Annotated in this window: 11 protein-coding genes; 5 read left to right on the top strand and 6 right to left on the bottom strand. The window is 72.8% G+C overall.

Annotated elements, in window-relative coordinates:
- Nucleotides 1-5 precede the first annotated feature (5 nt).
- Nucleotides 6-749 carry a thioesterase family protein gene (locus tag DX116_RS10255; protein ID WP_119703984.1) on the bottom strand — a complete coding sequence of 248 codons (744 nt, stop codon included), beginning with the start codon at nucleotides 747-749 and terminating at the stop codon, nucleotides 6-8.
- Entirely contained in the window at nucleotides 746-2,143 is a 1,398-nt protein-coding gene (locus DX116_RS10250; RefSeq protein ID WP_119703983.1) for an MFS transporter, read from the bottom strand. Before DX116_RS10250 ends, DX116_RS10255 begins: the two co-directional genes overlap by 4 nt.
- Before the next feature lie 59 nt (nucleotides 2,144-2,202).
- Between DX116_RS10250 and DX116_RS10245 the strand changes: the two genes are divergently transcribed.
- Nucleotides 2,203-2,667 carry a winged helix-turn-helix transcriptional regulator gene (locus DX116_RS10245; protein ID WP_119703982.1) on the top strand — a complete coding sequence of 155 codons (465 nt, stop codon included), beginning with the start codon at nucleotides 2,203-2,205 and terminating at the stop codon, nucleotides 2,665-2,667.
- A 49-nt stretch (nucleotides 2,668-2,716) separates the two neighbouring features.
- A complete protein-coding gene (locus DX116_RS10240) occupies nucleotides 2,717-2,998 on the top strand; it encodes a hypothetical protein (RefSeq protein WP_119703981.1) in 282 nt (93 codons plus the stop codon).
- Between the two features lie 2 nt (nucleotides 2,999-3,000).
- Here DX116_RS10240 and DX116_RS10235 read toward each other — a convergent pair whose 3' ends face one another.
- A complete protein-coding gene (locus DX116_RS10235) occupies nucleotides 3,001-3,681 on the bottom strand; it encodes a DedA family protein (protein WP_119703980.1) in 681 nt (226 codons plus the stop codon).
- Between the two features lie 70 nt (nucleotides 3,682-3,751).
- Nucleotides 3,752-4,615: a glucose-1-phosphate thymidylyltransferase RfbA gene (gene rfbA, locus DX116_RS10230; protein WP_119703979.1), complete on the bottom strand. Its 864-nt coding sequence runs from the start codon at nucleotides 4,613-4,615 to the stop codon at nucleotides 3,752-3,754.
- Nucleotides 4,616-4,693: 78 nt separating this feature from the next.
- Here rfbA and rfbB point away from each other — a divergent pair, with 78 nt between their 5' ends.
- Together rfbB and DX116_RS10220 are read left to right on the top strand one after the other, a co-directional pair.
- Nucleotides 4,694-5,692, top strand: a complete 999-nt coding sequence (rfbB, locus tag DX116_RS10225; RefSeq protein ID WP_119703978.1) for a dTDP-glucose 4,6-dehydratase — start codon at nucleotides 4,694-4,696, stop codon at nucleotides 5,690-5,692.
- A gap of 2 nt (nucleotides 5,693-5,694) precedes the next feature.
- Nucleotides 5,695-6,987 carry a sugar nucleotide-binding protein gene (locus tag DX116_RS10220; protein ID WP_233556646.1) on the top strand — a complete coding sequence of 431 codons (1,293 nt, stop codon included), beginning with the start codon at nucleotides 5,695-5,697 and terminating at the stop codon, nucleotides 6,985-6,987.
- Nucleotides 6,988-7,008: 21 nt separating this feature from the next.
- Here the strand turns inward: DX116_RS10220 and pdxH are convergent, their stop codons facing one another.
- Nucleotides 7,009-7,656, bottom strand: coding sequence for a pyridoxamine 5'-phosphate oxidase (gene pdxH, locus DX116_RS10215; protein WP_119703977.1), 648 nt, complete (start codon nucleotides 7,654-7,656; stop codon nucleotides 7,009-7,011).
- 36 nt (nucleotides 7,657-7,692) lie between these two features.
- Here pdxH and DX116_RS10210 point away from each other — a divergent pair, with 36 nt between their 5' ends.
- A complete protein-coding gene (locus tag DX116_RS10210; RefSeq protein ID WP_119703976.1) occupies nucleotides 7,693-8,799 on the top strand; it encodes a citrate synthase 2 in 1,107 nt (368 codons plus the stop codon).
- Between the two features lie 84 nt (nucleotides 8,800-8,883).
- On the opposite strand, the gene DX116_RS10205 is transcribed toward DX116_RS10210, so the two are convergent.
- Nucleotides 8,884-12,354 (bottom strand): glycosyltransferase family protein, encoded by a 3,471-nt coding sequence (locus DX116_RS10205; RefSeq protein WP_119703975.1) that lies wholly within the window; start codon nucleotides 12,352-12,354, stop codon nucleotides 8,884-8,886.
- Between the last annotated feature and the right edge of the window lie 54 nt (nucleotides 12,355-12,408).

Genomic DNA, 12,408 nt, shown 5'->3' with positions numbered 1-12,408 from the left:
CTCGCCTACAGCACGAGGCGGAGCTGGCGGGCCTGGGCGGCCAGGCGCCCATCGGGCCGTCGCAGCTCGGTCTCGTCGACGCACGCCCCGTCGCCGGCCCACGTGGTGCGGTGCGTGACGTGCCACCAGTCACTGGGCGCGTCGAGAGCCGGCGCGAGGTGTGCGCTCAGCTCGACGGTCGGGACCGGCCGCACCTCGGTCCACAGCCCGAACAGGCCCGGCGGCATCGCGTCGAGCAGCACCGCGGCGCAGCCGCGCCCTCCGAGCTCGGTGGCGACACCCGGGTCGCGCAGCCGGATCCAGGCCTCGTAGACCGGCTCGGGCCCGCCGGCTCCCGGCAGCACGCCACCGACCGGACGGATCTCGAGGTGCTGTCCGAACGGCACGAACACCCGCGGCGGCACGAACTCCGGCACGTCCCGGGGCGCAGGCAGCCCGGACAGGTCGACGGGGTCGTCCCACGCCGTCGCGGCCCCGGCCGGCGCACCCGCCACGATGCCGTGCGCGCGCAGCGCCCCGTCCTGCCGCAGCCCGACGGTCAGGCTGCTGGTGCGACGGCCGCCGCGGACGACCTCGACCGCGACGTCGGCGGGCGCCGGATCGACCGCACGGAGGAAGTGCGCCGAGATCGTCATCGGCACGTGCCCGAGCGGCTCGGCTGCGGCGGCGGCCTCCTCCAGCAGCCAGGCCACCACCAGGCCCCCCTGCAGCCCGTGGAAGGCGGTCCAGGTGAGGTCGAGCGGGATCATGCGGCGACCGACTCGCGGGTCGTGGCCGACATGCCGAGCGCGAGGACGGCGGCACCGACGAGTGCTCCCGCTGCCACCCACCACGTGGTGACGAAACCGTCCTGCGCGGCGAGACCCTGCGCGCTGCCGACGATCGCGAACAGGATGCTGATGCCGATCACGAACCCGATCTGCCGGGCCATCGTCACGATCGCGCTGCCCGTGGCCGACTGATCGGGCGGCAGGTCGCGCGTGCCACCCGCCATCAGGTTGGGCAGGGCGAACCCGACGCCGATGCCTCCGAGGGCCCACCCCGGGAGGTACCCCGTCAGGTAGTCGGGCTCGGACCCCATCGCGACGACGAGGTAGACGTTGCCCAGCGCGCACACGATCGAGCCGACGGCCACCAGTCGGGCATGGCTGGTCGTCGGCAGCAGGCGATGCGTCAAGGCAGCCGTCACGGGCACCAGGAGCGGCCCGACAGCGACCGCGAACCCCGTCCGCAGCGCGGAGTAGCCCCAGATCTGCTGCAGCCACAGGATGCCGACCAACAGCTGTGCCGCGAAGGCGATGTTGAACACCAGCATCGCCAGGTTGGCGTAGCGGAACGAGGCGACGCGCAGCAGTGCCGGGTGGATCACGGGCGACACGTGCCGTGCCGACTGCCACGCGAAGACGGCGGTCAGCACGACGGCACCGGCCAGCGACCAGACGGTTCGGCTGCTGGCCCAGCCCCAGTCGTTGCTCTTGGTCAGGCCCAGGGCGAGCAGGCCCACGGCTCCGGCGAGCACGGCCGCTCCGACCAGGTCGGGGCGCACCGCGTCGCCGTCGGGACGGACGTCCTCGACCGCCGTGACCGCGAGCCACAGGAGCACCAGGCCGATCGGCAGGTTGATCAGGAACACCCAGTGCCACGACAGCTGCGCGAGCACTCCCCCGACGGACGGCCCGAACGCCGCGGCCAGGGCCCCGGTCGCAGCCCACAGCCGGACCGCGCCGACCCGCCGCTCGGGCGGCAGCGCCCCCATCAGGATGCCCAGGCTCGTCGGCGTCATGGCGGCGGCGCCGGCCGCCTGCAGCACCCGGAAGGCCACCAAAGCCCACACCCCGGCGCTGAGTGCGCACGCCACGCTGGCCGCGACGAAGAGCGTCAGGCCGCCGACGAACATGCGCTTGCGGCCGTAGCGGTCGGCCAGCCGTCCGAACGGCACCAGCAGCGCCGCGAACGTCACGGCGTAGGCACTGAGCACCCAGCTGAGGTCGGCCGGTGTCGGGCCGCCGACCGATCCCACGCGCAGGTCTCGACCGATGTCGTCGAAGGCCACGTTGACGACGAAGAGGTCGAGGCTGGACATGAAGGCGGCACCGATGGTCGCGAGGACGATCAGGCGCGTCCGCTGACTTGAGCTTGGCATAGCCAGACACCTTACTGGCTGACTATGGTTTTGCCTAGCCAGTCGCGTATCATCAGACGATGCCCGCTCACGTCGCCGGAAGACTCGCCCGCCCCGACCGCCGCGCTCCGGGGGACCTGTGTCCCATCGACCGCACGATGCAGGTCGTCGGCACACGCTCGGCGATGTTGCTGCTGCGCGAGGCCTGGTACGGCACGACCCGCTTCGACGACTTCGCGACCCGTGTGGGCCTCAGCGACGCCATCACGTCCGCGCGGCTGCGCGAGCTGGTGACGGCGGGGCTGCTGGAGCGCCGGCCCTACCGCGAGGCCGGCCAGCGCACGCGCCACGAGTACGTCCTCACCGACAGCGGCACCGACCTGGTGCCGGTGCTGATCGGGCTGGCCGCGTGGGGCAGCAAGCACGCGCCGCGCGACTGGAGCCCCGTCGCGACGCACGACGGGTGCGGCGCCGAGATCGCGGTCGAGGTGCGCTGCGGCGCGGGCCACGAGGTCGCGCCCGGCGACGTCCTCGTCACGGGCTGAGACCGGCACCGCCGGCGCACGTCGTCGCCACGACCGCGACACTGGGCCCATGTCCGTCCGGGAGCTCAGCATCGAGCAGGTCCAGCGCTGGGTCGTCTCGTTCCTGATCCTGGCCGTCGCCTCGTTCCCGCTCGGCGCCCTCGCCGCCGTGAGCCACACGATCGTCGACGAGGACCGCCGGTCCGACGCGATCCTGCTGATGGTCGTCATGGCGGCGCTCGGTGTGCTCGCGCTGGCCGCCATCCGGCTCGTCCACCGCCGACCGCCGGTGTCGCCGTGGCTCGCGTGCGGCCTGCTGCCGGCGGTCGTGACCGCTCTCGTCGTCCTGTGACGTCAGGCCGCTGAGCGCGGCTCGCCGGCCAGGCCCAGCGTCGGCTGACGCGGCATGACGCCGGTGGCCAGCTCGAGGGACGCCACGTCGGGTGCGGCCGCGGCCGGCCGGACCCCGATGACGGTCCGCACCAGCATCACCGGCACGACGGCGAGCGCCAGCAGCACGAGCAAAAGCCACGAGGCACGGCCGAGCAGGTCGTTGGTGACCGCGGCCATCGCCGCCACCGCGGACCCTCCGCCCACGTAGGCCGTGGCCCACAGCGCCGAGCCCGTGAGCGAGGCGACGACGAAGCGGCGGTACTCGAGCCCGGACGCACCGGCGGCGGCCGGCGTGAGGGTGCGCACCACGGGCACGAGGCGGGTCATGAACACCGCGGTGCCGCCACGGCGGCGCAGCAGGTCGGTCGCCCGTTCGTAGTGCTGACGTCCCAGCCGCCGCACCGCCCGCGTCTGACCGAGCGCGTCGCCGTAGCGACAACCGAGCAGGTAGCCGACGTGGTCACCCAGGCTCGCACCCACCGTCACCGCGACGCCGAGGGCGACCATCTGCGCGGCCGAGCCCATCGTCGCCGCCAGGAGCACCACCGCGGTCTCACCGGGCAGCACCATGCCGAGCCCCAGGCCCGACTCCGCGAACGCCAGGGCGAGACCGATCATGAGCGACACCACGAGTCCGTTCATGCCCCCCAGCGTGCGCCGGGCAGGCGTACCGGACCTTGCCCCGAGGTGGACGTCGGGTGAACCCGGACCGTCAGTCGTCGAGCAGGCTCAGCAGGTAGGCGCCGTAACCGCTCTTGGCGTAGGCAGCCGCCTGCTCGCGCAGGCCCTCGTCGCTCAGGAAGCCCTGGCGCCACGCCGCCTCCTCGGGGCAGCCGATCGACAGGCCCTGACGGTGCTGGACCGTGCGGATGAAGTCGCCGGCCTCCGACAGGCCGTCGAAGGTGCCTGTGTCGAGCCAGGCCACGCCCCGCTCGAGGACGTCGACGCGCAGGCGTCCCTCCTCGAGGTAGAGCCGGTTGAGATCGGTGATCTCGAGCTCGCCGCGGGCGGAGGGCTCGAGCGTGCGCGACTTCTCGACCACGTCGTTGCCGTAGAAGTACAGGCCCGGCACCGCGAAGTGGCTCTTGGGCACCTCGGGCTTCTCCTCCAGCGAGATGGCCTTGCCCTCGGCGTCGAACTCCACGACGCCCGAGGCCGAGGGATCCTTCACGCGGTAGCCGAAGATCACGGCACCGTCGACGTCCTCGAAGCGCGCGAGCTGGGTGCCGAGGCCGGCACCGTAGAAGATGTTGTCGCCCAGCACCAGGGCCACCGAGTCGTCGCCGATGTGGTCGGCACCGATCACGAAGGCCTGTGCCAGGCCGTCGGGGCTCGGCTGCTGCGCGTAGGTGATCGTGATGCCGAACTGCGAGCCGTCGCCCAGCAGCCACTCGAACTGCTCGGCGTCGTGCGGCGTCGTGATGATCAGCACCTCGGAGATCCCGGCGAGGATCAGGGTCGAGAGCGGGTAGTAGATCATCGGCTTGTCGTAGACGGGCATCAGCTGCTTGCTGACGGCCTTGGTCACGGGATGCAGCCGGGAGCCGGTTCCACCGGCCAGAATGATTCCTCGCATGCGGCCATCCTAGGGCGAGAGAGCCCCCGAGCACCTCGCGCGTCCGGGTACGCGTGCCCCTGCCCTAGGCTGGCACGTATGCGTTCTGTCCTCGTCACCGGCGGTGCCGGCTTCATCGGATCCAACTTCGTGCGTCATCTTGTCTCCACGACGGACGTGTCCGTCACGGTCCTCGACAAGATGACCTACGCGGCGAGCCGCGAGTCCATCGCCGACCTGCCCGCCGACCGCTGCCGGCTCGTCGTCGGCGACATCGTCGACAGCGAGCTCGTCGACGAGCTGGTCGGCTCGCACGACGCGGTGGTGCACTTCGCCGCCGAGTCGCACAACGACAACTCCCTCGACGACCCCAGCCCGTTCGTGCAGACCAACCTGGTCGGCACGTTCACGCTGCTCGAGGCCGTCCGCAAGCACGACGTGCGGTTCCACCACATCTCGACCGACGAGGTGTACGGCGACCTCGAGCTCGACGACCCGACGCGGTTCACCGAGGCGACGGCCTACGAGCCGTCCAGCCCGTACTCGTCCACCAAGGCCGGCTCCGACCTGCTGGTGCGCGCCTGGGTGCGCTCGTTCGGCGTGCGCGCCACGATCAGCAACTGCTCCAACAACTACGGCCCGTACCAGCACGTCGAGAAGTTCATCCCGCGCCAGATCACGCAGCTGATCGACGGCCTGCGTCCCCGCCTCTACGGCGACGGTCTCAACGTCCGCGACTGGATCCACGTCGAGGACCACAGCAGCGCCGTCCTCACGATCCTCACCACCGGCCAGATCGGCCAGACGTACCTGATCGGCGCCGACGGCGAGAAGAACAACCTCGACGTCGTCACGACCCTGCTCGGCATCTTCGGCCGCGACGCCGACGACTTCGACCACGTCACCGACCGTCCGGGGCACGACCGCCGCTACGCGATCGACTCGTCCAAGTTGCGCACCGAGCTGGGCTGGACGCCACAGTTCGGCGACTTCGAGACCGGGCTGGCCGACACCGTCCAGTGGTACCGCGACCACGAGTCGTGGTGGCGTCCGGCCAAGGCCGCCACCGAGTCCAAGTACGCGGCGCAGGGGCAGTGAGCGTGCAGGTCGACACCACCCCGATCCCCGGGCTGCTCGTCGTCACGATCCCCGTCCACGGCGACAACCGCGGCTGGTTCATGGAGAACTGGCAGCGCCAGAAGATGGTCGCCGCCGGTCTGCCCGACTTCCAGCCCGTGCAGCACAACGTCTCGTACAACATCTCGGCCGGGGCGACCCGTGGCATCCACGCCGAGCCGTGGGACAAGCTCGTCTCCGTCATCGTGGGCACGGCGTTCGGCGCGTGGGTCGACCTGCGCGAGGGCGACTCGTTCGGGGCGACGTTCACGATCGAGCTCAAGCCGGGCGTCGGGGTGTTCGTACCGCGCGGCGTCGCGAACTCCTACCAGACGCTCGAGGACAGGACCGCCTACTCGTACCTCGTCAACGCACACTGGAGCGCCGACGCGCAGTACACCAACGTCAACCTCCTCGACGAGACCGCTGCGATCGACTGGCCGCTGCCGATGCGCGAGGTCTCCGACAAGGACAAGGCGCATCCCCGCCTCGCCGACGTCGTCCCGGTCCCCCCGCGGCGCTCGGTCATCCTGGGCGCTGACGGCCAGCTGGGCCGAGCCCTGCGCGCGCTGCTGCCCGGCGCGCTGGCGCTGACCCGCGCCAACCTCGACCTCACCGACCCCGCGGCGTACGACACCGTGCCGTGGCAGGACGTCGACACGATCTACAACGCCGCCGCCTACACCGCGGTCGACGCGGCCGAGACCCCCGACGGACGCCGCCAGGCGTGGGCCGTCAACGTCACGGCCGTCGCGACGATGGCGCGCATCGCGATCGAGCACGGCCTGACCCTGGTCAACGTCTCGTCCGACTACGTCTTCGACGGCACCGCCGAGTCGCACACGACCGACGAGGCCGTGTCGCCGCTCGGCGTCTACGGGCAGACCAAGGCCGCCGGCGAGGCAGTCACCTCGACCGTCCCGCGGCACTACGTCGTCCGCACCAGCTGGGTCATCGGCGACGGCGGCAACTTCGTCTCGACGATGCAGCGGCTGGCCCGCGACGGCGTCAGCCCCACGGTCGTCGACGACCAGCACGGCCGTCTCACCACCGCCGCCGAGCTGGCGTCGGGCATCGTCGACCTGGTGCGCACGGGCGCGCCCTTCGGCATCCACCACATCACCGGCGGCGGCCCCGTCAAGACCTGGGCCGACATCGCGCGCGACGTCTTCGAGGCCGAGGGACGCGATCGGTCCGACGTCACCGGCGTCAGCACCGAGACGTACGGCGCGGGCAAGGACCTGGCCCCTCGTCCGCGTCACAGCGCCCTCGACTGACCCCACACCGCTCCGAGCGGTTCAGGGCGCGAGCCGCTCCCGCGCCCACGTGTCGTCGGGGGAGCGCACGAAGCGCAGCCGGTCGTGCAGCCGGCCGACGCGCCCCTGCCAGAACTCGATCGAGTCGAGTGCGATCCGGTAGCCGCCCCACTCGGCCGGACGCTCGACGTCGTGGCCGGCGAACTGCTGCTCGACCTGGGCCACGCGCTGCTCGAGCACGGCGCGGTCGTCGATGGCCTGTGACTGCGGCGACGCGACCGCCCCGATCTGCGAGCCGCGCGGCCGCGAGGCGAAGTAGGCGTCCGACGCGGCGGCGGGCACCTGGCTGACCGCGCCCTCGACGCGTACCTGGCGCTGCAACGGGTGCCACAGCATCGTGGCGGCAGCGAACGGGTTGGCGGCGAGCTCGCGGCCCTTGCGGGAGCCGTAGCCGGTGAAGAAGACCAGCCCCGACGCGTCGAAGCCCTTGAGCAGCACGATGCGCGACGACGGGCGTCCGTCGGGCGTCGCGGTGGCCAGCGCCATCGCGTTGGGCTCGTGCACCCCCGCGGCGACGGCGTCGTCGAGCCAGCGCGTGAACAGGTCCACGGGATCGTCGCCAGCGGCCGACTCGTCGAGCCCGTCGCGGGCGTACTCCGACCTCATCCGTGCCAGATCGGGGGTCTCCATGTGCCCACCGTATCGGCGCAGGGCAGAATGCGAGGCATGACTGAAGTGCACCACGGACTAGAGGGCGTCATCGCGTTCGAGAGCGAGATCGCCGAACCCGACAAGGAAGGGTCCGCACTTCGCTATCGCGGCGTCGACATCGACGACCTCGTCGGCCGCGTCCCCTTCGAGAAGATCTGGGGCCTGTTGGTCGACGGGACGTACGAGCCCGGCCTCCCGCCCGCCGAGCCGTTCCCGATCCCCGTCCACTCCGGCGACATCCGCGCCGACGTGCAGAGCGCGATCGCGCTGACCGCGCCCGCGTGGGGCATGAAGCAGCTGTACGACATCGACGACGTGCAGGCCCGCGACGACCTCGCCCGCGCCGCTGTCATGGTGCTGTCGTACGTCGCCCAGGCTGCGCGCGGCGTCGGGCAGCCGTTCGTGCCGCAGAGCGAGGTCGACAAGGCCGGCACGATCACCGAGCGCTTCCTCACCCGCTGGCGCGGCGAGGTCAACCCCGACCACGCCAAGGCGATCGACGCCTACTGGGTCTCGGCGGCCGAGCACGGCATGAACGCCTCGACGTTCACGGCCCGCGTCATCGCCTCCACCGGCGCCGATGCGGCCGCCGCACTCTCGGGCGCCGTGGGCGCGATGTCGGGCCCCCTGCACGGCGGGGCCCCGGCCCGTGTGCTGACCATGATCGAGGAGGTCGAGAAGTCCGGCGACGCCACCAAGTACGTCAAGGGCCTGCTCGACTCCGGCGAGCGTCTGATGGGCTTCGGCCACCGCGTCTACCGTGCGCAGGACCCCCGCGCCCGCACGCTGCGTCGCACGGCCAAGGAGCTCAACGCCCCCCGCGCCGAGGTCGCCATCGCGCTCGAGGAGGCCGCGCTCAAGGAGCTCAAGGAGCGTCGCCCCGACCGTGTGCTCGAGACCAACGTCGAGTTCTGGGCCGCGATCGTGCTCGACTACGCCGAGATCCCGCCGCACATGTTCACCGCGATGTTCACGTCGGCCCGCACGGCCGGCTGGAGCGCGCACATCCTCGAGCAGAAGCGCACCGGACGCCTCATCCGCCCGTCCGCGATCTACACCGGCCCCGCCTCGCGCGGCGCCGACGAGGTCGAGGGCTGGAACCCCGAGTGGGCCAACGCCTGACCGTCCACGCTTGACCCACAGATCTGGGTTCGTCCGCGCCGGCGCGGACGAACCCAGATCTGTCTGCGTACTCCTCCGCGCACCTCAGAGATCGTGCGTGACGCCGCGTGCGTCGAGCACGTCGGCCAGCAGCACCCTGGCCCGTGCGTCGAAAGAGTGCTGGGCCGCGACCCGGGCCGCGTTGGACGCCAGCACGTCGGCACCCGGCCACAACGACGACCCGGGGTCGAGGAGTGCCCGCAGCTCGTCGAGCGAGCCGTACGTGCGTGCCGACGGACCGAGGACGTCCTCGAGCCCGTCGGCCCGGTCGCTGACGACCCGCGCACCGGCGGCCACGGCGTCGAAGAGCCGGTTGGAATAGAACCCCAGGCGCGCCATGTCGGGCCAGTGGTCGTTGAGGACGATGCGGGCACCGCGGTACGCCGCCGGCACGCGCTCGTTGTCGAGGTGGTCGGCCGCCACGTGGGTGGGGTCGATGAACTGCTCCCACCCGTCGCCGAAGACCGTCAGGTCGGCGCCCGCGGCCGCGGCGTCGCCGACCACGGGACGCATGACCTTGCGCGTGCGGCCGACGAACAGCGTTCCGACGCCGGGCATGGCCTCGCCCTCGGGGGTGAAACGTCCGGCATCGGTGGCCTGCAGCAGCGTGCGCACCTCGCGCCCGGTCTCGGCGGACGCCTGGTCGGCCCAGGCGCGGCCCGCCGAGTAGACCAGGTCGAAGCCCTGACGCAGCTCGTCGACCGGCACCTCGTCGGGGTGGCTGATGACCCACAGGACGTTGGTCGCGCCCGGCTGCGCCACCGCCGGCCAGCGTCCTCGCAGGGTCAGCGTGACGTCGTCGAGGTGGTCGACGCCGGGTCGCTGGTGCGCACCACGACGGTCGACGAAGGCCTCCTGGCCCCACGCACGCAGGCTGCGCACGAGGTCGTCGGCAAAGTAGGTGTCGCCCCAGACGTCTCCGTGGGGGCCGCCCTGCGCCGCGATCTTGACCGCCCACCGCAGGCGCGGCAGGCCGGCCGCGGGACCGTCCTCGACGAGCCGCGCGGGCCGCGCCAGCACGGGGGCCGACGTGGTGCGGCGACGGCTCTCGGGCAGGCCCGGCCCCGGCGCGAAGCCGGCCAGCGTCAGCCCCGTGCGCTGCCAGGCGTCGGGCCGGACGGCCGGCAGACGTCCGCCCCACCGGTCGAGCAGCCTCAGCTGGTCGGGCTCGGACGCCTCACCCAGCGGTGACCGGGCCCGCCGGCTGATCCGCGAGGCCGTGACGGTCGCGAAGCGGCCGGCCCGACGGTCGGCCAGCCGCAGGCACAGGTCGACGTCGGCCAGGTCGTCGAACGTCGGGTCGAGACCGTCGACCGAGGCCAGCACCTCGGCCCGGACCGCCAGGCCGGCGGCGCTGACGGCGTCGGGCGCCGGCATGGGTTCGGGCAGGTCGACGACCGGGTGCGAGGCCAGCAGCGGCACGGGCACGACCTGCGGGCCCGCCGACATCCAGCCGGCCGACCTGATCGTGTCGTCGGCCGTCAGCAGCAGCGGCTGGGCGGCCAGCACGTCGTCCGCCCCCACCGCCTCGACGAGCGGGGCGAGCCACCCCTCGTGCACCTCGGTGTCGTGGCCGACCATCACGACCACCTCGCCCGTCGAGGCGGCGAAGGCCCTGCCGAGCACCGACGACTCGTTGACCGATGAGGCGATCCGCAGCACCGAGACCCGGGCGTCGGAGGCGAAGCACGACGCGAGGACGGACGACACCTCGCGCGCGGAGCCGTTGTCGACCACGACCACCTCGACGTCGCGGTCGGCGTGCTCGAGCACCCGGTCGACCGCACGCCGCGTGCGGTGCCGGTCGCCGTGCGACACCACCAGCACCGAGACCCGGTCGCGGACACGACGGCCCACCTCGCCGCGGACACCCTCCCAGTCGACGAGGTCGGCGGCACGCGCCGCGTGCTCGTGCGTGCTGGCGCGTCCTGGCGCGAGCGGACGCTGCCCCAGACGGCTTCCGCGCACCCCCACGAAGGGGACGAAGCGGGTCGCGAGGTCGTGGCGCAGCAGGACGTCCCAGTCCCAACGGTCGTCGGCCTCGGAGCGGACACCGACCCGGCGCAGGTCGTCGGTCGGCGCCAGCACGCCGCTCAGCGGGCGCGGAGCGTCCCAGAGCAGGGAGTCGCGCGCCGGCAGCTCCGTCCACCAGCGCCCGGCGTCCTCGTCGACGGCGGCGGCGTGCGTGAGGACGCCTGGCTGCGCCTGCGCCAGCAGACCTCCGAGCAGCCCGGGCGACCACGACTCGCTGGCCTGCCAGGCGATCGTCCAGGGCTCGTCGACGGTCGCGAGCACCGCGCCGGCCCGTCCGGCCCACGTCGTCTCGCGGGTCGGGACCAGCACGACACGCGGGTCGCCAGCCAGGTCGTGCAGCGCCGAGCCGTCGAGGACGTCGGCCGCGACGGCGACGCGCAGGGTCCACGGCACGTGCTCCTGGGCCAGCACGGTGGCCAGGGTGTCGGGCAGCCCGCGACCCCACTCGGCCGCGTCGGCGACGATCGCGACTGCCCCGGCGTCGTCACCGGGGGCCGGCGGGCGTGCCGACGCGAGGGACCACCGGGCCACGGTGGTCGGCGGCGGACGCAGCAGTGCCTGTTGCCGTCCGGTCTCGACCGCGGTGCCCAGGAGCCGCTCGCGGAGATCGCCCCATGTCGTGGGCTCGATGCCGGAGCCCGGCTCGGGGACCGTCTGCGTGCGGGCGTCGGCGTGCTCGAGGAAGTGGCCCAGCGGCCCGCCGGGGTGCTCGGCCGCCTGCGGGACCAGCGCGAGGTACGTCGCTCCGTCGAAGTGCGGGCCGGCCACCCCCTCGACCTGCCCGGTGCGCAGCAGGTGCACGAACGTCATCGGCATGCGGACGCCGGCCTTGCTGCGGTACCAGGCCCGCTCGTACAGCGGCGACAGCGTCAGCGCCTGCGACTCCCCCGTCTCGAGGAAGTGCCAGACGGCGGACCGGTCGTCGACGAAGGTGCGGCCGGCCTGGGCCTCGTAGTAGGCGCGGTCGAGCACGGCCGCCGCGAGGATCGTCGCCACTGCGGCCGACTGCTGGGTGCGCAGGTGCACGAACCGCTTCCACGTCCACTTGCCCAGCTGCGGCACCGGAGCCCCTGCGCGCGCGTGCTGCAGGTAGAAGCCCACCGGCCCGCCCGGGTGGTCGGCCGCCGCGGGGGCGAGCGCGACGAGCTCGAGATCGTCGAGGATCTCGCGGGAGGGCCAGGCGCGGGCCGAGCCGTCGAGCACCGCGGCGACGACCTGGTCGTGGGTCAGGCCCGTGGCATCGACGTCGGTCAGCGGGTTGGGCAGCATCCCGGCCGCGGCGCCGTGCCGCACGTAGTGCTCGAGGGCTGCTGCGGGCTCCTGCTCCACGCGGGTCTGCAGGGCGTAGTACCAGGGGTCGAACAGGCCCGAGGCCAGCACGCGTCGGACGTCGAGTCCGCCGTCGGCGCCGTCGTCCGTCGCGACGACCTCACGTGCCTTGCGCGCGACGCCGCGCAGGCGGCTCTTGGGCGACGGCGACATGCTCCTCCTCGGTGCCGGGCACCCCGAAGACTACGCAATCGGTGCCCGCACGGT

It is taken from the genome of Aeromicrobium endophyticum (genome assembly GCF_003586285.1).
GTDB lineage: Bacteria > Actinomycetota > Actinomycetes > Propionibacteriales > Nocardioidaceae > Aeromicrobium > Aeromicrobium endophyticum.
Note: the sequence above shows the minus strand (reverse complement) of the source record. Positions and strands in the feature narration are given on the sequence as shown.